20 protein-coding genes are annotated in these 23,897 nt (G+C 73.5%); 7 read left to right on the top strand and 13 right to left on the bottom strand.

The window, feature by feature from the left end; genetic code table 11:
• Positions 1 to 84: 84 nt before the first annotated feature.
• On the bottom strand, positions 85 to 1,305 hold the full coding sequence (locus tag AC59HU_RS05150; protein ID WP_497222286.1) for a glycoside hydrolase family 3 N-terminal domain-containing protein: 1,221 nt from the start codon (positions 1,303 to 1,305) through the stop codon (positions 85 to 87).
• Positions 1,306 to 1,494: 189 nt separating this feature from the next.
• Here AC59HU_RS05150 and AC59HU_RS05145 point away from each other — a divergent pair, with 189 nt between their 5' ends.
• The 3 genes from AC59HU_RS05145 to AC59HU_RS05135 all read left to right on the top strand — a co-directional run bounded on the left by AC59HU_RS05145 (position 1,495) and on the right by AC59HU_RS05135 (position 2,737).
• On the top strand, positions 1,495 to 2,109 hold the full coding sequence (locus AC59HU_RS05145) for an ArsR/SmtB family transcription factor (protein ID WP_497222285.1): 615 nt from the start codon (positions 1,495 to 1,497) through the stop codon (positions 2,107 to 2,109).
• Between the two features lie 164 nt (positions 2,110 to 2,273).
• Positions 2,274 to 2,417 carry a hypothetical protein gene (locus AC59HU_RS05140; RefSeq protein WP_497222284.1) on the top strand — a complete coding sequence of 48 codons (144 nt, stop codon included), beginning with the start codon at positions 2,274 to 2,276 and terminating at the stop codon, positions 2,415 to 2,417.
• A gap of 80 nt (positions 2,418 to 2,497) precedes the next feature.
• A complete protein-coding gene (locus tag AC59HU_RS05135) occupies positions 2,498 to 2,737 on the top strand; it encodes a hypothetical protein (RefSeq protein ID WP_497222283.1) in 240 nt (79 codons plus the stop codon).
• Positions 2,738 to 2,759: 22 nt separating this feature from the next.
• Here the strand turns inward: AC59HU_RS05135 and AC59HU_RS05130 are convergent, their stop codons facing one another.
• The 5 genes from AC59HU_RS05130 to AC59HU_RS05110 all read right to left on the bottom strand — a co-directional run bounded on the left by AC59HU_RS05130 (position 2,760) and on the right by AC59HU_RS05110 (position 8,711).
• On the bottom strand, positions 2,760 to 4,220 hold the full coding sequence (locus tag AC59HU_RS05130) for a glycosyltransferase family 2 protein (protein WP_497222282.1): 1,461 nt from the start codon (positions 4,218 to 4,220) through the stop codon (positions 2,760 to 2,762).
• A complete protein-coding gene (locus AC59HU_RS05125; protein WP_497222281.1) occupies positions 4,217 to 5,404 on the bottom strand; it encodes a glycosyltransferase in 1,188 nt (395 codons plus the stop codon). The genes AC59HU_RS05130 and AC59HU_RS05125 overlap by 4 nt, the downstream gene beginning before the upstream one ends.
• Entirely contained in the window at positions 5,401 to 6,582 is a 1,182-nt protein-coding gene (locus tag AC59HU_RS05120; RefSeq protein ID WP_497222280.1) for a WcbI family polysaccharide biosynthesis putative acetyltransferase, read from the bottom strand. The genes AC59HU_RS05125 and AC59HU_RS05120 overlap by 4 nt, the downstream gene beginning before the upstream one ends.
• Positions 6,583 to 6,709: 127 nt before the next feature.
• A complete protein-coding gene (locus AC59HU_RS05115; RefSeq protein WP_497222279.1) occupies positions 6,710 to 7,861 on the bottom strand; it encodes an epoxide hydrolase family protein in 1,152 nt (383 codons plus the stop codon).
• 178 nt (positions 7,862 to 8,039) lie between these two features.
• The gene (locus tag AC59HU_RS05110) at positions 8,040 to 8,711 is read right to left on the bottom strand and encodes a DUF998 domain-containing protein (protein WP_497222278.1); all 672 of its coding nucleotides are present in this window, start codon (positions 8,709 to 8,711) and stop codon (positions 8,040 to 8,042) included.
• A gap of 280 nt (positions 8,712 to 8,991) precedes the next feature.
• Between AC59HU_RS05110 and AC59HU_RS05105 the strand changes: the two genes are divergently transcribed.
• Positions 8,992 to 9,591, top strand: a complete 600-nt coding sequence (locus AC59HU_RS05105; protein ID WP_497222277.1) for a TetR/AcrR family transcriptional regulator — start codon at positions 8,992 to 8,994, stop codon at positions 9,589 to 9,591.
• Here AC59HU_RS05105 and AC59HU_RS05100 read toward each other — a convergent pair.
• The 5 genes from AC59HU_RS05100 to AC59HU_RS05080 form a co-directional block, all read right to left on the bottom strand.
• A complete protein-coding gene (locus tag AC59HU_RS05100) occupies positions 9,560 to 10,540 on the bottom strand; it encodes a glycosyltransferase family 2 protein (RefSeq protein ID WP_497222276.1) in 981 nt (326 codons plus the stop codon). The two genes, AC59HU_RS05105 and AC59HU_RS05100, sit on opposite strands and share 32 nt — an antisense overlap.
• 320 nt (positions 10,541 to 10,860) lie before the next feature.
• On the bottom strand, positions 10,861 to 11,856 hold the full coding sequence (locus tag AC59HU_RS05095) for an ATP-grasp fold amidoligase family protein (RefSeq protein WP_497222275.1): 996 nt from the start codon (positions 11,854 to 11,856) through the stop codon (positions 10,861 to 10,863).
• Positions 11,853 to 12,332 (bottom strand): winged helix-turn-helix domain-containing protein, encoded by a 480-nt coding sequence (locus AC59HU_RS05090; RefSeq protein ID WP_497222274.1) that lies wholly within the window; start codon positions 12,330 to 12,332, stop codon positions 11,853 to 11,855. Before AC59HU_RS05090 ends, AC59HU_RS05095 begins: the two co-directional genes overlap by 4 nt.
• Positions 12,329 to 12,883, bottom strand: coding sequence for a hypothetical protein (locus AC59HU_RS05085; RefSeq protein ID WP_497222273.1), 555 nt, complete (start codon positions 12,881 to 12,883; stop codon positions 12,329 to 12,331). Before AC59HU_RS05085 ends, AC59HU_RS05090 begins: the two co-directional genes overlap by 4 nt.
• 77 nt (positions 12,884 to 12,960) lie before the next feature.
• Positions 12,961 to 13,338 carry a Rid family detoxifying hydrolase gene (locus AC59HU_RS05080; protein ID WP_497222272.1) on the bottom strand — a complete coding sequence of 126 codons (378 nt, stop codon included), beginning with the start codon at positions 13,336 to 13,338 and terminating at the stop codon, positions 12,961 to 12,963.
• Between the two features lie 125 nt (positions 13,339 to 13,463).
• On the opposite strand from AC59HU_RS05080, the gene AC59HU_RS05075 reads away from it, so the two are divergent.
• Entirely contained in the window at positions 13,464 to 14,069 is a 606-nt protein-coding gene (locus AC59HU_RS05075) for a TetR/AcrR family transcriptional regulator (RefSeq protein WP_497222271.1), read from the top strand.
• 66 nt (positions 14,070 to 14,135) lie between these two features.
• Entirely contained in the window at positions 14,136 to 15,416 is a 1,281-nt protein-coding gene (locus AC59HU_RS05070; protein ID WP_497222270.1) for a GDSL-type esterase/lipase family protein, read from the top strand.
• Between the two features lie 329 nt (positions 15,417 to 15,745).
• On the opposite strand, the gene AC59HU_RS05065 is transcribed toward AC59HU_RS05070, so the two are convergent.
• Positions 15,746 to 19,252 carry a TIM-barrel domain-containing protein gene (locus AC59HU_RS05065; protein ID WP_497222269.1) on the bottom strand — a complete coding sequence of 1,169 codons (3,507 nt, stop codon included), beginning with the start codon at positions 19,250 to 19,252 and terminating at the stop codon, positions 15,746 to 15,748.
• A 231-nt stretch (positions 19,253 to 19,483) separates the two neighbouring features.
• Here AC59HU_RS05065 and AC59HU_RS05060 point away from each other — a divergent pair, with 231 nt between their 5' ends.
• Complete coding sequence (locus AC59HU_RS05060; RefSeq protein WP_497222268.1) at positions 19,484 to 20,500, top strand: diacylglycerol/lipid kinase family protein; 1,017 nt, start codon at positions 19,484 to 19,486, stop codon at positions 20,498 to 20,500.
• Positions 20,501 to 20,546: 46 nt separating this feature from the next.
• Here AC59HU_RS05060 and AC59HU_RS05055 read toward each other — a convergent pair whose 3' ends face one another.
• Positions 20,547 to 23,654 (bottom strand): GH92 family glycosyl hydrolase, encoded by a 3,108-nt coding sequence (locus AC59HU_RS05055; RefSeq protein WP_497222267.1) that lies wholly within the window; start codon positions 23,652 to 23,654, stop codon positions 20,547 to 20,549.
• Between the last annotated feature and the right edge of the window lie 243 nt (positions 23,655 to 23,897).

Here is a 23,897-nt window from a genome sequence, read left to right as displayed (position 1 = left end):
CTCGACGACCGTACCCGACGAGCCGTCGCACCCGCACCCGGTGGCATCCGGAGCGGAGGCGGCGGCTCGCCGGGCTTCTCCGCGCTAGGTGAGCGAGGCCTTGGCCGCCAGGACCCGGGTGGCCGCCGCATCCACCTTCGCCGCGAAGGCGGGGTCGCTCTGGGCGCGGGCGAGCACGGCCTGGTACATCTCGGGGAAGACCGAGGGATCGGCCGACACCAGCACGAGGTCGACCCCCGCGTCGATCGCGAGCGTCGCCCGGTCGGCCGGTGACCAGGCCGAGACCTGGGTGGCCGCCGACAGGTCGTCGGTCGTGACGACGCCCTGGAAGCCGACCTTGTCGCGCAGCACGCCGGTCACGACCGTGGGTGAGAACGCGGCCGGGAGCGAGGGGTCGATCTGGTCGTAGATCGCCGTCGACATCATGACCAGGGCCGGCCCGCCGGCGAGCAGCCCGCGGTAGGTGTCGACGTCGGGGCCGTCGGCGGTGACGAAGCCGTCGGTGACGCCCTGCGAGAAGTCGGTGTTGCCGCCCACGTGGCCGAGACCCGGGAAGTGTTTGAAGGTCGGCATGACCTTCGAATCCCGCATCCCCTGCGCGAACGCGCCGGCCTTCGCGACCACGGTCGCCTCGTCGTAGCCGTACTCGCGGTCGAGCTGGCCGATCGGCGGGTTGCTCTGCGCCGTCTCGGCATTCGTGACGATGTCGGCGACCGGGGCGAGGTTGAGGTTCACCCCGGCCTGGGCCAGCGACGCCGCCCAGCCGGCGGCATCCGTCTGCAGCGTGCCGTCGTCGAGGCCGCCCTGGTCGAGGGCCGAGGGGATCGTGTCGAACCCGGGCCCGCTCAGCACCTGCACGTCGCCGCCCTCCTGGTCGGTCGAGACCCAGAGCGGCGCGGGCTGGCCGGCGGATGCGGCGGCCGCGGTGAAGGTGGAGACCAGCTGGGCCGTCGCATCCACGCCGGCGGTCGAGCGGCCCTGGAGGAAGATGCTGCCGACGTGGTCGTCGGTGACCGCGGAGAGCGTGGTGGGGTTCGCGCCGTCGACGGAGGTGCCGACCATGAACAGCTGGCCGACCTTCTGCTCGAGGCTCAGGCCGGCGAGCGGATCCGGGGTCGGGGTCGGCGTGGGAGTCGGGGTGACCGTCGGGGTCGGGGTGGGTGTGGGGGTCGGGGTGGGCGACGGCGTGCTCGTGGGGCTCGGCGCGGGGGAGGCCGTGCATCCGGCGACCGTGAGGAGGGTGAGGGAGACGAGGGTCGCGCACAGGGCGCGAGCAGCCGGGCGGCGCGGGAGGAGCAAGGGCATGGGGTGAAACTACCGGCTCCGGGGCGTCGGTGTCTGGATGGTGGATGGGAGTCGCCGATGAGCGGGGCGTGTGCGGGCTGTGACCGATGCTTGCGTTGGCTGCGTTGGCTGCGCTGGGATGGCCGGGCGCAAAGAAAACAATGCAAAGAGATGTTTGCAAAGAGGTGCTTGCAAAGCTATCTTTGGATCATGACCGAGGAGTTGCCGAACCGCATCATCGACCTGACCAGCCTCAAGGGGCTGGCGCATCCGCTGCGCGTGCGCATCCTGGACACCCTCTCGGTGTACGGGGCGTTCACGGCGAGCGGGCTGGCCGAGCGACTCGGCGAGTCGAGCGGGTCGATGAGCTACCACCTCCGGCAGCTCGAGAAGCACGGTTTCGTGCGGGAGGACTCGTCGCGCGGGTCGAGCCGGGAGCGCTGGTGGGAGCGGGTGCCCCAGGGCATCGACGTCGCCGACACCTACCCGCCGCAGAGCGCCGAGCGCGCGGCGAGCGACCTGGTGCTGCGGGAGTGGCAGGTGACGCGCGACGCGCTGTTCACCGACTACCTCGCCCACGGTCGCGACCGGCTCGACCCGCGGTGGCTCGAGGCGTCTGCGGTCGACACCTCGAACATCCGGCTCACCGCGGAGCAGCTCGCGACGCTCGTCGCCGAGCTGCAGGCGGTGACCGACCGGTACGTGCAGCGCTACCGCGGGCAGCGGCAGCCGGGGTCGCGGCCGGTGCAGATCCAACTCAATGCCTTCCCCGTGATGGACGCGGAGGAGACGCCCGGAACCCCTGGAGAGGAGCAGGAGTCATGAACGCAGCAGGAACGATCGACCGCCGGGGGGTCTCGGCACTGGAGCGGGCGGCCTATGCCGTCGGGAGCAGGTTGGTGACGTGGAGTCAGCGTCGGGGGCGGGTGGCGTCGGCGTCGGCGTCGGCTTCGGTTGCGGCGTCGGCTTCTGTGGCTCGGGCTGCTTCTGTGGCGGATGCTGCTTCGGGCTCTGCTTCTGGTGTCGGTGATCGCGAGCTGCGCGAGCTGCACGACCTGCGGCGGGCGGCGGAGCGGTCGCGGGAGACGATCATGGCCGAGCGCGACCTGGGGATCCACCGCTTGTTGCGCTGATCGGGGGCCTCGGCCAGGCGCATCCGGCTCGAGGGGCGTAGGCATGATGGCACGATCAGCAACCGACGTCAGGAGACATCATGACCGACCAGCCCCCGGCCGACCGCGACGCGGAGGTCGACCCCACGGCGACGGACTCCCTGACCGACGGCGACGGCCTGCGCGACGGCACCGAACGGCAGCCCGGCACCGACGGGCCGAACCTCGGCAAGGACGGGACGATCCCGAACTCCGACACCGGCATCGCCGTCGGCCACGACCCCGACGGGTCGAACTTCAACCCCGAGGAAGACCCGGACCCGGAGGCCGAGACCGCCTGACCGGGTTCCCGGCCGGGTCGGCTCAGTTGGCCCAACCGGAGAGGTGAGCCTCGAGGTCGGGCTCTGCAGGAAGCGCTCGAAGTGGGGCCGTCGTCGTCTCGGTGAGGAAGCCGTGAGTCTGCGGTCTCCACGAGCGCCGGCGCTCGGCGCGCTGCGAGGCGACGATGATCTCGGCGGTCGGCTCGGCCGTGCTGGCGGCGATGAGGCGCGACCACCCGAGGGTGCCGTTGCCGACCACGTCGACCGCATCCTGGAGCTGGGCGGCGAAGGCGGCGCGGGATGCACGGGGAACCGTGAGCGGATGCGGGGCGAGCACGATCACGCGGGCCGCACGCAAGAGGTCGGCGGAGGCTGAGCGCGCGCTGACCCGGGGGTCGCCCGCGAGCGCGCCGGCGTGCCGATCGTCGACGACCACCCGCGCCAAGGGAAGCGCCGCCAGCAGCACGTCTGCGCAGATGACCGTGGCAGCCGCCGAGGAGCGTGCGCCGGCCGCGGCATCCGTCGGCGTCGGGTTCGACCGGGTGCCAGTCGGCGGGGGCGGGGCGCCGAGGTCGATGACCACGTCGGGGGCTGCGGATGCGAGGCCGCGGAGGCGCGTGCCGGGCACGCCGATGCGGTCGAGGAGCGACAGCGCCTCGAGGTTCTTGCGGCGCACGAGGTCGTCGCGGTCGATCGCTCGGCCGGCGAGGTCGGGGCCGTTGTGCCAGGCGATCGCGTCGGGGACGTGGGCGAAGACGGCGCCGGAGGTCCAGGCGCGGTGGGCCCACTCCCAGTCCTCGCCGCCGTAGCGGTCGAAGCGCTCGTCGAAGCCGCCCGCCTCGGCGAAGAACCACCGCGAGCAGCAGAGCACGGCGCCGATCAGGAACCGGTACGAGTGCTGGTCGGCGTCGAGGAGGTTGCGGGAGGCGGCGTAGGCGTCGCGGAGCCAGGCGGGCTCGGGGAGTTCGTGGAGCGGGCCCAGCACCTCGACCGGTGCCTCGGTCGGTGGCGCAGGGAAGTCGGCGTGGAGGCGGTGGCCGACCGTGACTGCCTCCGGCAGGAGGAGGGGGAGGCGGGTCAGGCGGGCCACGTACTCGGGCTCGGGTGCCGTGTCGGCGTCGAGGAAGCAGAGCACCTCGCCCGAGGCCCGGGCCGCACCCGCGTTGCGCGCGGCGGCGGCGCGGAAGCCGCGGTCCGGCAGCAGGATGAGCTGCACGCCATCGGGAACCGACTGCGGCGGCACGGGCGAGCCGTCGTCGACCACGATCACCTCGAGCCGCGGATAGGTCTGGCGGGCGAGCGAGCGCAGGGTGCGGGTGAGGTCGTCGGGCTGGGCGTAGTGCACGACGATCACCGACACCAGCGGCGGGTCCGCGTGCATCCGCTCGTCGCGCACCGGGTCGTCGTGCATGCCGTCGTCGCGCGTCTGGGCGTCGCGCATCCGCTCGTCGAACATGTCCCAGGCGTTGCCCGGAACCCCGGGGCCGAGAGGGGGAGGGGTCACCAGGGTACCGCGTCCCAGAAGGAGCGGTAGCGGGCGGCGGTCTCGGCGAGGGTCGGGCCGAGCGCGGCGCGGCGGCCGAGCCAGGTCGAGCCCGGGTCGTCGAGGGCCCGCTCGATCGCCTGCGGCAGCTCGCGGGCCGTCACGAGCGTGAGGGCGCCGCGGTGCAGCTCGGCCATCTCCTCCATGTACGGACTCCGCAGCACGAGCGGCCGGCGGCCGGCGCCGAGCCAGGTGGCGAGGGATCCGGATGCGGAGACGTGCTGATGCGCGATCACCGGCACGTCGGCGAGCCGGCAGCGGGCGAGAAGCTCGTCGTCGGGGAGGAACCCCGAGACCTCGAGCGCCACGGCCGAGTGGCGGGCGATGCGGCGGATCGACTCGAGGTCGCGCTCGTGCCCGTCGGATGCCCGCCCCAGCGCCTCGACCATCACCCGCGGCCACCGGTCGAGCGCGGCGACGGCGCGGATCGTGCGGTCGTGGCCCTTGCCCGGGTACACGTACCCGAGCACGCTGACGCGGGGCGACCGCCGTGGGTTCGGGTGGCGGGTGGTGGGGGGTGCGGCGGATGCGCGGGTCGGATGCTCGGGCCGGGGGCGCTGGGTGGGCGCGGGGATCCAGGTGGTCGCGGGGCCGGTGTGCGGGCCGGATGCGGGGAGGGGCTCGGCGTCGACGGGCAGCGGGATGACCGCGGGCACGATCGACGCATCGACGTACCGGCGGAGCAGGTCGGCCTCGTGCCGGCTGTTGCAGACCACGCCCGAGGCGGCCCGCACCACCCGCTCGTAGCAGCGGGCGCGGCGGGCGAGGCCGCGCATCCCGTCGCTGGGTTGGGGGAGATCGTGCAGGGTGACGGTGACCGGGCCGCGTCGCGCGATCTCCTCGATGGCGGCGGCGGCCGACTCGGGGTCGGCGCCCCAGAGGCGGTCGGTGAAGTGGAGGTGGATGCGGGGGTGGGCGTGGCTGCCTGGGGCTTGATTGGTCAAGCCCTTCGATTGCTGCGTGGGCGGGGTGGGGCTGGCAGGCGACAGCGCGGTCGGCGAGGGGCTCAGGGGCGAAGGGGCGAGCGCGTCAGCCAGGCGGCGGGCGTAGAGGGTGACGCCGTGGCGGGGGTCGCGGGTGATGTGGAGGTGGGGGAGATCGGGGGCGGGATGCGCCGGGGTTGGCGGGCGGAGCAGGTCGGTCATGCGGCTCCGTTTCCGTCGGGGAGGCTGGATGCGCCGAGGCTGAGGTCGGGGCCGTCAGGGAGGCTGGATGCGCCGAGGCTGAGGTCGGGGCCGTCGGGGAGGCCGGAGGCATCGAGGCTGGAGGCGGCGCGGCCGGAGGCGCCGCGGCGGGAGGCGGCGCGGCCGGAGGCGCCGAGGCTGGAGGCGCCGCGGCCCGCGCCGAGGCCGAGGGTGCGGAGGGTGGCTGCGTGGCGGGCGAGGCCGGCCTGTACCGCATCCGGATGCTCGGCGTACCAGCGCAGGTGGGCCTCGCGCACGGCGGCGGCGGAGAGCGGGCGGCCGTCGACGATCCACTCGTCGCGCGGCGCCTCGTCGAGCCCGAACGCCTCGATCACCGCGGCCTCGCGGGGGGCGTGCACCGATCCGAGGATCTCGCGCCCGGGGTCGCGGACCTCGGCCTCGACGCCGAGCGCGTCGAGCACCCGGCGGGCGAGCTCGTGCCAGATCGGGTTGCCGGGGTGGTTGATCGTGCGCATCAGGACGAAGCGGGGGGAGGTGAAGAGGTCGGAGGCCACGACGCCCCCGTGCCGCTGCTCGCGCTCGCGGAGCTCGCCGAGCGAGGCCTCGGCCACGGCCCGGATGGCGTGGGGGGTCAGCGGGGGCAGGGTGAGCCCGGCGGCCTCGGCCAGGATCGCGGCGTCGTGATACGCGACGAGCGGCGGCACGAGCGAGGTGTCGGAGGGTGGGCGGATGATCAGGTGCCGCGGGTACAGGCCGGCGAACCGGATCACGGGCACGATCGCGGAGCGCGTACCCGGCCGGGTCGCGGCGAGGAGCTCGCGGGTGCCGATCGGGAGTCCGCGGTAGCCGTCGCGGATCGGCTGCAGCACCACGTGGTCGGCGCGGGCCAGCCAGGCGTGCAGCGGCGCGATGTCGGCGGCGGTGAGCTCGTGCACCGGCGGGATGCGGACGGAGACGATGGGGCGGCCGGATGCGGTGGCGGTGGTCTCCGGGAGGAAGAGGCGGAGGGACTCGGCCTGGCAGTTGCCGATCGCGAGGATGACCAGCGCATCGGCGTCGGCGGTCGCCTCCGGGGGCAGGTGGAACGCGCGCAGGTGCGGCGGCACGGGCACAGGCACGGGCTCGGTCGCGGGCACGACCGGAACGGAGCGATCGCGGGCGATGGGGACGATGGGCACACGTCTACTCTGGCTCGACCCGCGCCGGTCCGCTCGCGCGCGGCGTGCATCCGGTGCCGGCTCTCAGAGCCGGATCGCGGACACGCGCCGCGCCTTCCCGATCAGGTGGCGGGCGCAGCGGCGCAGGTCACCGGAGCGACCGAAGCCCCGCCCGGATGTCGTCGACCAGGATGCCCGGCTGTTCGAGCGCCGCGAAGTGGCCGCCGCGGTCGGGCTCGTTGCAGTAGACGAGGTTCGGGTAGGCGCGTTCCACCCAACCCCGGGTCGGCCGCGGGAGATCGCGGGGGAACAGGGTCACCGCGACGGGGAGGTCGACCGTGGGGCCGCTGGCTCCGACCGTGCGGTTCTCCCAGTAGACCCGGCCCGACGACGCCGCGGTGTTGGTGAACCAGGCGAGCGAGATCTCGTCGAGCATGTCGGTGGTGCTGATCGCATCCTCGGCGCGCCCCTGGTTGTCGGTCTTGGACTGGTACTTCTCGTAGATCCACACCGCCTGGCCGGCGGGGGAGTCCGCGAGGGCGACGCCGACGGTCTCGGGCTTGGTCGCCTGCACGTGGCTGGAGCCGCCCAGCTCTCCGGCATACCGCGCGAGCCCGTCGAGCGCGGACCGTTCCTCCGGGCTCGACGGCTCGGGCAGGGGCGACGGGAACGCGTAGGCCGAGTGCACGTGGATGCCGGCCAGCCCGTCCGGCTCCATCGCACCCAACGTGAGCGTGACCATCCCGCCCCAGTCGCCGCCCTGGGCCGCCCAGCGCTCGTACCCGAGCCGCCGCATGAGCTCGACCCAGGCGCGGGCGGTGCGCTCGACCGACCACCCGGTCTCGGACGGCGCGCCCGAGAAGCCGAAGCCGGGCATCGAGGGGATGACCACGTCGAACGAGTCGGCCGCGTCTCCGCCGAACGCCTCGGGGTCGGTCAGGGGGCCGATGAGCTTCAGGTAGTCGGCGTTCGATCCGGGCCACCCGTGCGTGAGCACGAGGGGCAGCGCGCCGGGGTTCTGCGACCGCACGTGGATGACGTGGATGTCGACGCCGTCGATCTCGGTCAGGTACTGCGGATGCGCGTTCAGCTCGGCCTCGAAGCGGCGCCAGTCGTAGTCGTTCGCCCACACGTCGACCAGCGCCTTGGCGCTCGCGAGCGGCACGCCCTGCGACCAGTCCGAGACGGTCTCGGGATGCGGCCAGCGCGTTCGCGACAACCGCTCCTTCAGGTCGGCGAGATCGCGGTCGGGGACGGAAACCTGGAACGGGCGGAGGGTGCCGGAGTCAGTGGTCGTCATCGTCATGTCCTTGGGGATGCGGGGGTGGGGGATGCGCGTGGTGGGGATGCGGGTGGTGGGGATGCGGGGCGAGGTGCAGGTGGTGGGGGTGCGGGTGGTGAGGATGCGGTGCGAGTGGTGGGGGTGCGGGGCCGGAGTGCCGGACCGGATGCGGCGGCGGGAGCGCGGGGAGTTCCGGTCAGGCCGGCTCGGGCACCCGGCTGGGGCGAAGCAGCCGGAAGGCCAGGCCGACCGGCCAGAGAACGGAGATGTAGACGGCGATCCGTTCGATCATCCCCGCGGGCAGGCCGCTGTTCAAGGTCGAGAACAGCACGACGACCGCCACCAACGCGACGATCCCGAGGACGACGCAGACCCGGCCCAGGAGTCGGGTCGCGGCATCCCGGCCCCAGTGCACGCCCAGCACGATCGCCAGCGTGTTCGCTCCGAGGATCGCGAGCCCCGCACCCAGGAAGTGCAGGGCGAGGGTGCCGTCCTCCGCGGCCCGAGCGGAGCCGTGGAACAACGCGAGCAGCACGTACCCCGCGGTCGTCGCGACGGTGAGAGCGACGACCGCGGTGCGGAGTCGCCCCTGCAGCCGGCGAGACACGATCAGGAGTCCGACCGCGAACAGCAGACCCTGAACCAGGAACCCGGCGTTCATCAGTGGGTAGAGCGGCGAGTCGATCTGTCGGCCCTGGAAGGTTCCGACGGTGCTGGCGCCGAGATCGCTGACCCAGTTGTCGAGGTAGCTGTAGCTCGGGCTGACCCAGGCCGCCGCGCTCACCGTCTCGGCGACCAGATAGAAGACGGGGCCGACGAGCAGGGCGACGGCGGCGATGAGGGAGGAGCGAGACGGGCGAGGCCGCATGATCACCAGATTCTTTCGGGCGTGGATGCCAAGGGGATCTGCGGCGCAACGCCGGGTCGCAGCTTCTGAACGCCTGTAAAGTAGCACGTCGGCTTTACATGTGTAAAGCATCTTCTCGTCGACAGGATGCGAATTGTTCCGACTGGCCGCGGGGCGTTACTTTACGAGTGTGAGTGGAACAGAGCCGGAGCCGGGGCCGCAGCCGGAGCCGGGGTCACGGTCGGGGTCGCCCGGCGGCGCGTCTGAAGCGCGCGGGAGCGGGACCGGGCGGCGGGGCACTGTGCGCAGCGGAGACCTGGGCATCCGGATCGTCGCGGCGGCCGCCGAGCTGCTGGACGAGACCGGGAACGAGGCCCTGGTGACCCTGCGCTCCATCGCCCGGCGGGCGGGGGTGTCGGCGCCGGCCATCTACGGGCACTTCGCCAACACCGACTCGATCTTCTTCGCCGTGCTCGAGGAGACCTTCGCGGAGCTCGAGCAGTCGTTGCGCGCTGGGGCTGCGGGGGCCGGAAGCCGCCCCGTCGCGCGATTGACCGCGGTGTGCGACGCCTACCTCGACTTCGCGGCGCGTCTGCCGCAGCGCTACCGGATCATGTTCGGCGGTCTGTGGACGGCGACTGCGGCCCTGGAATCCTCGGCGCTCAGTCTGCAGGAGGTGCAGGCCCTCGGGCAGGGCGCGCTCGGGGTCTTCGTCACGGCCCTCGAGGACTGCGTCGCGACCGGCGCCTCGACGAGCACGGACGTCTTCGCCGACGCCGTGGCCCTGTGGCTGGGGCTCCACGGGCTGGCCAGTCAGCGGTCGGCCGCCCCCGCATTCCCGTGGCCGGACGACATCGCCCCGCGGCTGATCACCGCCGTGGCACACCTCGCAGTGCACTGACCTCCGTTTCTGGGCGGCTGGCGCGAGCGGCACCGCTTGTCGGGTCAGCGCGGCGGATCCGGTCGTCACGGCGGGCGCGGCCAGCGAGGTCAGCTCGGCGGGCGTGGGCGGCTCGGGCCAGGCGCACCCAGCGCAGCCAGGGGAGTTCGTGCGGCCAGTGCCGGGCGACGGTGTGGAAGCCGCGGCGGAATCGCCGCACCAGCGCGCGTCCGTCGGCGAAGGGGCGGGCCGAGATCCGCATCCGGATGGCGGGCTCGAACCGGATCACCCACGGGGCGCCGAGGTGGAACGACAGGTCGAGGTCGTCGTGCAGCTCGGTGTCGGTGCGGTGTACGTCGTCGCGCACCTGCAGCCACGCATCCCGTCGCAGCGCGAAGTTCGAGCCGAACAGCGGCACGTGCCCGAGCGCCGGCGCGAGCGTGCCGAAGTAGGCGAGGAGGTACAGCCGCGCGCCGATGCCGCGCAGGGCTCGCGGGCCGTCGTGGAAGCGGGCGGTGCCGGTGATGGCCGTGAGTTCCGGATGCGCGGTGAGGGTGGCGGCGATCGCGGCGACCCAGGTGGGGTCGGGCAGGCAGTCGGCGTCGAGGCGGGCGATCACGTCTCCGGTCGCGGCGTCGTAGCCGCCGGCGCTCGCCGCCGGGATGCCGGGGCGGAGTTCGCGCACGACGCGTGCCCCGGCACGGCGGGCGACCGCGGCGGAGTCGTCGCGGGATCCGTTGTCGACCACCACGATCTCGTCGGGCGCCAGGGTCTGGCGGGCGAGGGCGTCGAGGCAGCGGCGCAGGTTCTCGGCGTCGTCGAGCACGGGGATGACGACCGACACGGTGAGGCGCGTGGGGGCTGGTGCGGGGGCTGAGGTGGCGAGCGGATGCGCGGGGCGGGCGTGGCGCGGGCCGGCTCCGGGGGAGGCCCGTCGGCGGGGTGCGGCAGGTGGATCGGGGTGGGGCATGGGGTGTGTCTCCGGCGCCGGCTCGGCGGGGGTTCGGGGGCGGTGGCCGGTGTCGGCGCTGGTCTCAGCCTGCCGTGGCGTGCTGAGGACGCAGCCCCCTTGCACATCCGGACCGAACGCGCCATGACGCGCGCCCGACCGGGTGGAGGCGTGGGCCGCGGTCGGTGGCAGCGGCGGGGACCAGGGCCGGGCGGCGTGTTGGATGCGCGGCCTGCGGGAGGCGAGGGCGGCGGGAGGCGAGGGCGGGAGGTGGGCGCACCGCGGGGGCGGGGCAGGTCGCAGGACGCGGGGCGGGCCGCGGTCAGCGCGGCGGGCCGAGGTCAGCGGTAGCGGCGGGGGACGGTCCAGTGGCGGCCGAACTCGAGGTCGAAGCTCTCGGGGTCGAAGGGACTGTCGCCACCGGCGGGGTAGCTGGTCAGCTCGCCGAACACGACGCGATCCGGCAGGTGGTAGAGGTCGACGCGCACGAAGTCGGTCTCCGCGCCGAGGCGTTCGGCGATGGCGATCATCTCGTCCAGGCGCGCGGGGCGCGAGGGCTGCGGCTCGGCCCAGGCGGGGCCGCCGCTCATCGGCAGGTGGTTCCAGGCGGCGTCGAAGAAGTCCTGGGTACGCGCGCCGAAGCGGCCGGCGTCGACCTGGATGTAGCGGCAGCGACCGTGGAAGACGAAGAGCTTGTAGTCGTCGGGGATCCCGTCGCCGCCCGGCCCGGTCGCGATCGGCCCGGCCATACCCCGGCTCGCGTCGCCCTGCCCGAGCTCCGCCTGCCCGGCGGGCGCGGGGGCTCCGAGCTTCTCCTCGACGATGGTCCGCGGCGGCACCCGCCCGTACGCCCACTCGCGGTTCGGGCCCTGGCCGTAGAGCTTGCTCGACCAGAAGCGGGCGGTGGCGGCGAGGTGGTCGCGACTGACCGCATCCGGACGCACGTGCGAATACCCCCACCACGTGCCCGCCGGGGGCAGCACCGCGTCGGCCGGAGCCGCCGGCGACACCACCACGCACGCCCCGCTGCCGTGGGTGGGCTTGACGACGTAGCTCGACGGGAGGTCGAGGTCGAGCAGGCCGTCCGGATCCTCGAGCACCGCGTGCGCCCGGGGCAGCACGTGGGCTCCGACCCGGGCGGCCACGTGGTCGCGCACCGCGGCCTTGTCGGCGAAGGTGACGAGCAGGGGGCGGTGGTCGCGCAGCATCTTGTACCGCACCTTCTCGCGGAAGGTCGTCGGCCTCCTGGTGCGCCACAACCGCACCAGCCGCACCAGGCGGCTGCGTTCGCGGGGTTTGGCACGGGGGTCGCGGGCGAGGTGGATGCGCGGACTCACCCCTCCAGTCTGCCCGACGGCGCGGGAGCGGCCGCATCCTCGCCCTCGACGATCGCGGTGAGGGCCGCGAGGTGGCGGCGCAGGGCGCCCCGGCCCTCCGCCGTGACGGAGAGCCAGGTGCGCGGCCGCTTGCCGAGGTAGCCCTTGCGCACCGTCAGGTACGCGGCCTGCTCGAGGGCGGTGAGCTGCTTGCTGAGGGCCGAGTCGGAGATCTGGATGCTGTCGCGCAGGATGCGGAACTCGATCTCGTCGGCCCGGCTGAGCGCGGCCACGATGCTGAGGCGGATCGGGGCGGTGAGCAGGTCGTCGACGCGGTGGCGGGGGTGTGGGGGGCTGGGGGCGTCTTCGGCGGAGGCGGGTGCCCGGTCGGACGTCGGCGTGGACGGCGTGAGTGCCGTATCGCTCGCAGTCCGCTGGGGCGTCGGCGCGACATCGGGCGCGGGGCCCGGCGCATCGGGGTGCGGGGTGCGGGTCATGCGGCGCTCCGGTCGACGGCGCTCCGGGGGGCGGAGCTTCGGCGGGTGCCGAGGATGATGAGGGGCAGCGCGGTCGCGATCGCCAGCGGCACCCACAGCGCGAGCGACCGCTCGTCGATGAGGAACGATAGCGCCAGCGACACGAAGAACACGCCGCTCGAGATCGCGACGCCGCGCGTGTAGCGCGTGAGCCAGCCGCGGGTCACGACCTTCCGGCCCAGGTTGTAGGCGGTGACCGCGAGGACGACCCCCACGGCGTAGCCGCCCGAGATCAGCGCCGCCTCCGGCGCGGTGGCCACGGGCAGGACGTACACGCCGGCGAGAAGGAATGCGCCCAGGAGCACCGCCAGGAAGACGCTAATCGTCGGGCCGAGCCAGGCGCGGCCCGAGATGGTGTCGCCGTGGGCGGATGCGGTGTCGGCGGCCGCGAGCAGCTCCCGCGCCGCGGCGGGGCTGAGCGCGCCAGGGGGCACGGGGTTGCCGGAGGGCACGGCCTGGTGGTCGTCGCCCTGCGGAAGGTTCTGCGGTCGGTACTGGTCGATGGGGGGCATGGGAACCGCCTCTCAGGTGGGAAGTGATTCCATCTTCGCATTAACTTTCCACAATGGAAAGTAGATGCTCGACCCGCTCAGGCGACGAGCTCGATCTCGACCCTCGCCCCGAGGGGCAGTCCGGCGACCGCGACGGTCGTGCGCGCCGGGTAGGGCTCGGCGAAGACCCCGGCGTAGACGAGGTTCATCGCCGCGAAGTCGGCCATGTCGACGAGGTAGACGTTCACCTTCACGACGTCGTCGAAGCCGCGACCGGATGCGGCCAGCACCGCCTCCAGGTTGGCGAACACGCGCCGGGTCTGGGTCTCGACGTCGCCGTCGACGAGGGCTCCGGTCGCGGGATCGATCGGGGTCTGGCCCGAGAGGTGCAGCGGCCCGCCCTCCCGCCCGGCCGCGTGCGAGTAAGGGCCGACCGGGGCGGGGGCGAGCGGGGCGGAGACGGCGAGGCGAGTCATGCCTGCAGCCTAGGCGTCGGGCGGTCGTGCAGGGGAGTGGGCGGCGGCGGCGCACGCGGCTACGGCCGCACCGATCTATCGGCTACGGTGCATAGGTCCATGCCTACAGGGTGTAGGTTAACCACATGGCCACCTCCGAGAACGCACCCACGAACGCCCGCCGCGGGCTCGACCGCGCCGCCGTCATCCGTGCCGCCGGCGACCTCGCCGACCGCGACGGGTTCGACACGCTCTCGGTCTCGGCCGTGGCCCGCGACCTCAGGGTGCAACCCGCTAGCCTCTATTCGCACGTGCGCGACCGGTCCGCCGTGCTCGACGGGGTGCACGAAGCGGCGCTCGGCGAGCTCGCCGACCTCATCGCCGCCCAGACCGCCGGCCGAGCGGGGCGCGACGCGCTCGCCGGGATGGTCGGAGCGTACCGGGAGTTCGCTCGCGAGCATCCGGGTCGCTGGGCCGCGCTGCAACGGCCGGCGGCGCCGTCGACCAGCGGATCCGAGGCCGGCGCCCGCCTGGTCTCGTTCACCTGGGCCGTGCTGCGCGGCTACCGGCTGCCCGAGGCCGAGCTGGTGCACGCGACACGGTTCGTGGGCGCCACGATCAACGGATTCCTGGCGCTCGAGCGCTCCGGCTCGTTCTCGCACCGCGACCCAAGCACCGAGACCTCGTGGGCGCGGGCGGTCGACGTGCTCGACCGGGCGCTCCGCGACTGGCCCGCCGACGCTGACGCCTGACCCCACCCACCCCGGCCCACCCACCCACATCCACCCCACCCCCACCCCCGAAAGCCGAACACGACCATGACCGACCTCCGCTTCCACACCCCCTTCACGCCCGCCCTCGTGCGCGGCGCCGCCGAGCTCGAGCCGACCGAGCGCGGCGGCGTGCGCCCGCACCGCCTGCCCGCCGCCGTGCGCGAGCGCTACCCCGACCCCCAGCTGCTGCTCGTCGAGGCCCAGCCCTCGGGCGTGCGCCTGGCGTTCCGCACCGCCGCCACGCGCATCCGGCTCGTCACCCACCCCTCCCGCGTCGGCTACCTCGGCATCGACCGGCCCCGGGGCCGGCTCGACGTCTACGTCGACGACGAGCTCCGGATGCGCGACACCCTCACCGCGGGCGATCTCGTCGAGGTCGACCTGCAGACGGGCGGCTCGGCCTTCGTGCCCGGCGACGACCAGGTCACCGAGCTCGACGGCCTCGCCCCCGGCGTGAAGGACGTCGAGATCTGGCTCCCGCACAACGAGGCGATCGAGCTCGTGGCCCTGGAGGCGGACGCCGAGATCCAGCCGGCCGGCGAGTTGCGCGCCGTGACCGCGGAGCCTCGGTCTTCGACCGCCACGGGCGCCACCGGCGGGGAGGTCGACGGCACCTATGGCGAGAACGTGAGCACCAGCACCGGCGCCCGCCCGGCCCGCCGCCCCCTCTGGCTGCACCACGGCAGCTCGATCAGCCACGGCTCGAACGCGATCGCCCCGAGCGAGATCTGGCCCGCGATCGCCGCCCGCCGCGGCGGGGTCGAGCTCCGCAACCTCGGGTTCGGCGGCAGCGCGCTGGTCGACCCCTTCCTCGCGCGGATCATGCGCGACGCCCCGGCCGACCTGATCAGCGTCAAGCTCGGCATCAACGTCGTCAACATCGACGGGATGCGGCTGCGCTCGTTCGTGCCCGCGGTACACGGGTTCCTCGACACGATCCGGGAGGGGCATCCCGACACCCCGCTCGTGCTGATCTCGCCGGTGTTCTGCGGCATCCACGAACGCACCCCCGGGCCCGGCGCCATCGACCCGGCCGGCCTCGCCGCGGGCCAGGTGCGCTTCATCGCCACCGGAACCCCGGGCGACGAGGCCCAGGGGTCACTGACGCTCGAGGTCATCCGGCGCGAGCTCGCCTCGCTGGTCGAGCGCCGCGCCGACGACCCGCACCTGTACTACCTCGACGGCCTCGAGCTCTTCGGCGAGGCGGATGCGGCGACCCACCCGCTGCCCGACGCCCTGCATCCCGGCCCCGAGGCGCACGCCCTCATCGGCACCCGCTTCGCCGCCCACGCCTTCGCCCCCGCCGGCCCGTTCGCCCGGGCCTGAGCGCCGGCCGCGCGGATGCGCGGGGCGGGGCGATGCGCGGGCCTGGACGGGGCGGGTCAGGCGCGCTGCTGCTCGAGGATCCAGGTGATGTCGAGGGGCTGGGTCGGCGGGAGGTTCAGGTCGGCCGGGTCGATGCGGTACTGGTCGTCAGGCATGTCGTCTCCTTGTCGGTTGCTCTTGATGAGGAGTGTCCGGTGGGGGCGAAACGGTTCCATCGGCGGCGGTGTCGACGGCAGCGGCGGCAGCGACGGCAGCGGCGACGGCGCCGCTTAACGAGGGCACCCCTCCTGCCGTGAGGCGGGAGGGGTGCCGGGGTGGAGCGGGACGGGCTACTCGGTGGCGCGACGACGGCGGGCGCGGAGGGCGAGGAGCACCCCGGCCGCCAGGAGGGCCGCCGCGACGGCCGCGATGAGGGCCGCCGCCGAACCGGTCAGGGCCAGCGGGTCGGTCGCCGTCGAGCCGGAGCCGGTGGAGCCGGTGGAGCCGGCGGGGTCGGCGGGCGAACCGGCCGAGCCCGAGCCGTCGGAGACGCCCGTGCCGGGACCGGTCCCGGTGCCGGGACCCGTTCCCGTGCCGGGGCCGGTTCCCGTGCCCGGGTCCGTCCCGGGGTCGGTGCCCGGGTCGGTCGGCGCCTGGGTCGAGAAGGCGACCGTGGTCGCCTGGGCGACCGAGCGCGAGGGCACGGAGACCGAGACGGTGCGCGTGGCGGCGTCGTAGGTCCAGGACTCGGCCGCGACCACGGCGCCGTCGACGGTGACCGTCTTCGGCTGCTCCGCGTTCGTGAACGCCACGGTCCAGGTGCGGTCCGTGACCTGCCCCTCGAAGGCGCCCGCGACGGGGGCGATCGCGAGCGATCCACCGTCGGCGCCCTGCGTGTACGACATCGCCGTGGTCGTCGACGCGGCCGGGTCGGTGCTCACGCCGTCGTCCTCGTACAGGCTCGACGTGCCGTCGGCGCCGCCGGTCACGGTGACCGTCACATCCGTCAGCGGGCTGGTCTCGTCGTTCGCCACGTCATGGCTGCGCGTCGGCACGATGCCGCCGGAGCGCACGAACACCGGCATGGTGTCCAGCGACGTGGTGATCGACGCCGAGGTGCCGCCGGCGTAGGTGGTGCCGGTGAAGTAGTCGGTCCACGAGTCGCCCTCGGGGAACCACACCGTCTTCGCCGCCGTCGTGCCCGCGGTCGTCACGGGCGCGACCAGCACGTCCGGGCCGAACAGGTACTCGTTGCCGGCCTGCGCGTAGGCCTCTTCCTGCTCCGGGTACGCCAGGTAGAGCGGGCGCACGACCGGCGTGCCGGTCTGGGAGGCCTGGGCCGCCAGCGTGTAGGTCAGCGGCATCAGGTTCTCGCGCAGGTTCAGGAACTTCGACGCCGACGCATCCGCCTCGGCACCGTACTGCCAGGGCAGTCGGTCGCTGTGGTTGCTGTGCAGGCGGTCGATCGGCTGGAAGGTACCGAACTGCACCCAGCGGGCGTAGAGGTCATCCGCCAGCTTGGTGCTCTCGGCCTCGGCGCCCGGGGAGGTCTCGCCCCCGGTGTGGCCGCCGATGTCGTGGCTGATCGCCGAGAGGCCCGTCGAGGCGGACTCGCCCGGCGTGTAGCCGACCTGCGCCTGCAGCATCTGCCAGGTCGACGTGGTGTCGCCGGTGAAGTGCAGCGTGGTGCGCTTGTCGGCCCACGGCCCGGTCGCGACCGGCTGCGGGTTGCCGTAGCCGCCCGCGGTCAGGTCGCCGTAGGCCCGCGAGAACGCGAAGCCGCGACCGAGGCGGTCGTCGGCGCGCTCGGCGTACTGGTGGTTGATGAACGCATCCGGCGTCACGCCGCCCGCGGTGTACCGCGAGGCGTCGCTGCAGCACCAGTCGAGCCACCACGAGTCCACGCCCTCGGCCTGGGTCTCGCTGTGCAGGGCGAAGTAGGCCTCGAGCTGCGCGGGGTCGGACCAGTCGAAGAGGTACTTCGAGCCGTCCTTGATCAGCGCACCGCCGGCGGCCGCCTGCGTCTCGGCGAACTTCGGGTCCGAGTCCATGATGCTCGGGTGCACGTTGAAGGTGTTGTGGATGCCCTGCGCGTGCAGCCCGGCGAGGAAGCCCGAGAGGTCGGGGAACCGGCTCTCGTCGACCTCCCAGCCGTCCCACTTGTCCGGCGCCTTGTAGTCGGTGTCGACCGCGAGCACGTCCAGCGGCACGCCCTCGGTGCCGAAGCGGGGCACGATCGTGTCCTCGAAGTCGGCCTGGGTGCGGTCGTAGTACTCCGAGTACCAGACGCCGTACGCCCAGCGGGGCAGCAGCAGCGAGGGGCCGGTGAGGGTCGCGAGATCCTTCAGCGCCACCGTGTAGTCGGTGCCGTAGGCGAAGACGTAGCCGTCCTGGTACGGCTGGTCGCCGTGGTCGCGGGGCGTGAGGCTCTCGTCTGTGCCGTCGTAGAGGTCGGATGCGGTGTCGTCGACGAGCGACCAGCCGTCCTGGAACAGCAGGCCCGGGTTGGTCGGCACGCTGCCGTTCGCGGTGTCGAGATCACGACGGTAGCCGCCGAGGGCGGCGTGCGGAGCGAGCAGCGGGCTGCCGACGGTGACCACGGCGACCGTGTCGATGTTGAGCTGGCAGCTCGCGTCGTCCGGGCATCCGATGGTCACGTCGTTCGTGCCGGCGGCGAGGGTGACGGGCACCTCGACGGTGCGCCAGTAGTCCCAGCCGCTGGTCGGGGCGAGCGGCACCAGGGCCGCGTCGGCGCCGGGGGTCTGCACCGAGATCGTGCGGTCGGCGGGCTGGCCTGAGGCGTAGCGCACCTGGAGCGTGTAGTCGCCGGCCGCCGGGACGCCGGTGAGGTGGGTGGTCTGGCTGGCGCCCGTGCCGAGTCCGGCGACGAAGGCCTCCTCAGAGGCTCCGTTGTGGTCGGTCGCCGCGGTCGCGCCGCCGGCCAGGCCCGTGGCCTCGGCCTCGCAGACCGTGCCGAAGGCGCAGTCGGCGGGGGTGGGCGGCGTCACGCCGGGGTAGGCGGCGCCGGGGGTGGTGAGGGCCAGACTGTCGAGGTTGACGTTGCCGCTGTCGGCGTCGGTGCGCTCGATGCGCACGGTGTGCTCACCGGCCGGGAGCTGGAGGGCGGTCGTGACGAGGGCCCAGTCGTCCCAGCTCGCCGTCGGCGGCAGGGTGATCGTGCGGGCCGAGGCGCCGTCGACCGTCACCGTGAGGGTGCGGTTCGTGATCTGACCGTCGCCGGCGCGGTTGTTGGCGTACCGCAGCGAGAGGTCGTACGGGCCGGCCTGGGCCGCGGTGACGGTGAACGAGGCGGCGTTGCCGACGCGCTCGAAGCCGGCCGCGAAGCCCTTGCCGGTGGCGCCGCTGTGGTTCGTGGCGAGCCCGAGGCCCTCGAGCGAGAGGTCTTCGGCCTCGCACAGCACGCCGATGGTGCACGAGGGGAGCTCCTCGGTCTGCCAGGGCGCCGCGGCGACCTGCTGGCCGGTCGAGGTGGTCAGGGCGAGCGAGAGGTTGTCGGTGCCGAAGGCGCCCGAGCCGACCTGGTAGCGCAGGACCGCCTGGCCGGTGTCGATCGTCAGCCAGCCGTCGGCCTCGTTCGCGGTGAACGGCGTGGGCGCGAAGCCGTCACGGCCGATCGCGTTGAAGGTGGCCTCGTCGTCGAAGGCGCCGTCGCCGGCGAACTCGGTGCGGATGAGGGTGGGCGACAGCACCTCGAAGCGGGCGTCGCCCGAGACGACGGTCTGCGAGGCGGGCACGGCGCCGGTGGCGCCGGGGTCGCCCGGTGCGGCGGGTGCGGCGGCCGAGGCGGCGCCGACGGAGCCGAAGCCCAGCACCGAGGCGCCGAGTGCTGCGGTCACGAATGAGGCGAGGAGCGTTCGTCTGCGCGTGGCAGCAGCTCTCATGGATGGTCTCCCTTGACTGGTGGAACGGCCGGTCGGGGTCGCCGTCGATGGCCCCCCGACGAGGCACAACATCCCGAATGCTTCCACATCGACAGTCGAATGACAACGTAGGCCACACTGGCCTGTCCCCGGGCGGTGGTGTGGGGCACGGCGCCGCCGGGCCGGACGCGGTGCGATCATGGGGGTGTGCAGGGACGGCAGGCGATGCAGGGGCCGCGGCGGGCGGCCGTGGTGTTCAATCCGGTGAAAGGCGACCCGGCGGCCCTGCGGCGGGCCGTCGAGGACGAGGCCGCCCGGACCGGCTGGTCGACGGCGGCCTGGTTCGAGACGAGCGCCGACGACGACGGGCTCGCGGCCGCCGTGCGCGCGGTGGAGTCCGGCGCCGATCTGATCCTGGTCGCCGGGGGCGACGGCACCCTGCGCGCGGCGGCCCAGGCGGTGGACGGCACCGGGATCCCGCTCGGACTCCTCCCGGTCGGCACGGCGAACCTGTTCGCGCGCGAGCTCGGGCTCCCGATGAGCGATCTGGCCGCCTCGGTGGCGGTGGCGTTCTCGGGCGTCGACCGGACGGTGGACGTCGGTTCGGCGGTGCTTCGCCGAGAGGACGGCACGGAGTCGGTGAGCGCCTTCCTCGTCATGGCCGGGATCGGTGTGGATGCGCACATGGCCGCGCACACGAACGAGCGGCTGAAGAAGCGGATCGGCTGGCTGGCGTACTCGGACCCGATCGCCCGGAGCGTCATCGGCAACCGGCAGTTCGAGATGACCTCGGCGCTGGACGACGGCCCCGAGGTGGTGTCGCGGGCGCACACGGCCATCGTCGGCAACTCCGGCAGCCTGCCGGCGGGACTGCTGCTGCTCCCGGACGCGGTCATCGACGACGGTCTGCTCGACGCGGTCGTCTTCCGGCCGGGTCGCGGGCCGGGCTGGACCAACATCGGCTATCGGCTCACCTTCAACCGGCTGCTGCACCGCACCCGCTTCGGCCGGCTGGTCGTGCGGCTGACGCCTGTTCCGCGGGCGATCACCTGGTCGCAGGCGAAGAGGCTCCGGGTGCGCCTCGAGGTGCCCCAGGAGCTGCAGCTCGACGGCGATCCCCAGGGCGAGGTCGTCGCCGCGGAGCTGTCGGTACATCACCACGGCCTGACGGTCCGGGTCCCGGGCGCCGTGGTCACGACGAAGAAGCGCCGCGCAGCCCGGTGATCCCGGGGTGCGCGGCGCCTCTGTGCCGGCTACGGCCGATGTCCGCCTAGCGGGTCTGCATCCGGCGGCGCAGGGTCCCCACGGCCAGTGCGGCGCCGGCCAGCAGGGTGAGCAGACCCAGGCCGGCGAGGGGCCAGGGCGCGGGGGCTCCGGTCGATGCCAGGTGGCCGGTTCCTGAGCCCGAGCCGCCCGTGCCCGTGCCGGAGCCGGTGCCCGCGGGCACCGAGCCCGCCGGGGTGCCCGCACCGGGACCGGCCGGGCCGGCCGGGTCGGTCGGGGCCGGCGTGCCCGTCGCCGCATCCGTCACCACGACCGCGACCTGCACGGTCTGCGCCTCGAAGGGGTCGGGCGCGAACGCCGGCACGTCGGTCGGCGCGATCGTGACGGTGGCGGTGTGGGTTCCGGATGCGGCGAAGGTCGTCGCGCCCGAGATCGTCCACCGGCCGTCGGCCAGGGTCGCCGTCGCCGGGACCGCGGCTCCGCCGTCCCAGCTGACGGAGGCCGCGATCGGCACCTCGGGTGCACCCGGGGCCGCCGTGGCGAGGGTGCCGCCGAACTCCTGGCCCGTCACCGCGGTGAGGCCCTGCGCGCCGCTGAGCGCGATGTCGGAGACCGCGGGGTCGGAGACGCTGGGGATCCAGTCCTCCGGCGCGGTGCCCCAGGTCAGGCCCGCCGAGTCGGAGGCGAGCGAGAACTCGACGGTCGCGCCGTCCTGCAGCTCGGAGGCGTCGAGCCAGGTCTTCGTGTGCTCCTGGCCGTCGACCGTCACGCCGGAGACGTACGCCGGGGCGTCGCCCGTCGCATCCGGGGCCTGGATCGAGACCGTCGAGCCGTTGTCGAGCGCGATGGACGCCGAGGTCACCCGGGGCGCGTTCAGGGCCATGATGCCCGAGCCCGGCTGCACCGGCTCCATGCCGAGCGAGGCGAGCACGTACCATGACGACAGCGTGCCGAGGTCGTCGTTGCCGACGCCGCCGCCGGGGCTGTCCGGGAACCGGTTGAGGTTCGCCGCGAGCACGTCGTTCGTCTTGGCCGGTTCACCGACGTAGGAGTACAGCCACGCGTCGCCGAGCATGGGCTCGTTGCCGGGGTTGTAGCCGATGCCGCTGTAGTAGTCGCTGCCGCCGCTGGCCCAGTGCGCGGGGGAGACCCCGGGGTTCGCCTGGAGGGCCGGCATGTCGAAGTAGTAGTCGAGGCGGGTGAGGAACGCGTCGCGGCCGCCCATCTTCTCGGTCAGGCCGGTGACGTCCTGCGGGGCCATCCACTGGTAGTTCCAGGGCGTGCCCTCGTGGAAGCCGGATTCCTGCACGGGCGCGAGCTCGGGAGCCGAGACGAAGGCGCCCTGCGGGTCGACCGCGTTCACGATGCCGGTGAAGCCGCCGGTCAACTGCACGTCCGGGTTCCACAGGCGCTGCCAGTTGGTGCCGCGGGCGAGGAAGGTGCTCGCGTCGCCCGTGCGGCCGGTGCGCTGGGCGGCGGCGCCGATCGAGGCGTCGGCCAGGGCGAACTCCATCGTGGCCGAGCCGCCGTGGCGGTACTCCTCGTACTGCCCGCCGAGGCCCCCGCCGTTCTCGGGGTAGTAGGGCACGTGGCCGTTGGCGAGGTAGTAGTCGGCGCTGCGACGACCGACGGATGCGACGTCGGCCGGGGGCGTGGTCGTCGCGTTCTCGATCAGGTAGTCCCAGAGCTGGTCGCGGATGTCGTCGGGCACGGTGCCGAGCGCGAAGTTCTCGGAGAGCCACGGGGTGACCGGGTCGCCGGCCATCACGTTCGTCTCGATCGAGCCGAGCGACCAGCGGGGCAGCCAGCCGCCCTCGACGCGCGCCTGGTACATCGAGCGCACGATGTCGGTCGCCCGGTCGTGCTCGAAGAGGGCGTGCAGGGTGGCCTGGGTGCGGTAGGTGTCCCAGAGCGAGAAGCGCTGGTAGTAGGTCCAGCCGTCGGCGGTGTGCACCTGCTGGTCCATGCCGCGGTACCGGCCGTCGACGTCGCTGCCGATCGTGGGGGAGATCACGCTCTTGTAGAGCTGGGTGTAGAACACGCGCAGCTGCTCGGGGGTCTTCGTGGTGACGTCGAAGCGGCCGAGCTGGTCGTTCCAGGCCTGGGTGGCCCGGTCGTGGAGGGTGTCGAAGGCGGCCGTGTCCGCATCCGTCTCGGCGACGCGGTTCGCGCGGGCGCCCGCGGCGTCGACGAACGAGACGCCGACGCTGACCTCGACCGTGGTGTCGGTGGTGGTGTCGAAGGTCGCCGCGGCGCCGTTCGAGCCCTGGCTGACCGTGCTGGCGGTGGAGCCGGCGACGAAGGAGCCATCCGTTCCCCAGGTGCCGAAGCTCTGGGCGGGGCGGTCGAAGTGGGCGCTGAAGAAGAACGGCGTGGTGGAGGTGCCGCCACAGAAGCCGCCGCTGTAGACGTAGCCCTCGAGGGTCTGGGAGTCGACCCAGGTCACCGAGCTCTCGGCGGCGGTGTTGAGGGTCTCGCCGACGTTGAACGAGATGTTGCCCGGGGTGCCGGCGGGGAAGGTGTAGCGGTGCTCGCCGACGTGGGTGGTGGCCGTCAGTTCGGCGGTGACCTGGTTGTCGAGCAGGGCCGTGTAGTACCCGGCCGAGGCCTTCTCGGTGTTCTCGGGGTCGCTCAGGCCGATGAAGGCGCGAGTGGTGGCCGGCACGGCCGAGGTGGTGGGGGTGACGAGCACCTCGCCGGCGGCGGGGCAGCCGGCGCTGTTGACGTGCTGGTGGCTGAAGCCCCAGACGCGCCCGGCGTTCTTGCTGTACGAGGTCGAGGAGTAGGTGTTCGTGTTGTCGGGGCTGAGCTGCACCATGCCGAAGGGGACGGTGGCGCCGGGGTAGGCGTTGCCCTCGCTCTCGGTGCCGACGAAGGGGTTGACGAGGGAGGCGTAGTCGCCGTCGGCGACGGCTGCTTGGGCGGCTGCGGGTGCGGCCGCTTGGGTGGCTGCCGGGGCGTCCGCGGCGAGGGCCGGGGCGGCGGCGCCGAGCCCGAGGATGCCGGGGACCACGAGGGCTCCGGCGAGCAGGATGCCGGTGGTGCGGGCTCCGGAGGAGCTCCGGTCGCGGGTGGGGCCCCCGTCGCGGGATCGGCCCGGGTCGCGGGATCGGCCCGGGTCGCGGGGGGTCGGGCTGGTTCTGGCGGTCTTCATACGGTGGTGCGCTCCCTTGCGATCACCCGGCATCGGCGCGCGGGTGCAGTGTGACAACGTTGACACCCGTTGCCCAGTCGAGACTACCTGACCCCCGAAGGGGGGTGCAAACGTGAACCCCTCTGACCGCGCCTGGGGATGCGCACGCGACCCACTGCCCGCCACCCTGCGCGGCGCCGCACCTCATGGCGACGAACGGAATGAAAATGTGCCCCCTCATCGATGTATTCCACTCGAGCACTT

Source organism: Herbiconiux sp. 320_LB (assembly GCF_059691755.1).
The sequence above is the reverse complement of the archived record's forward strand: the minus strand, read 5'-3'. Positions and strand labels throughout refer to the sequence as shown.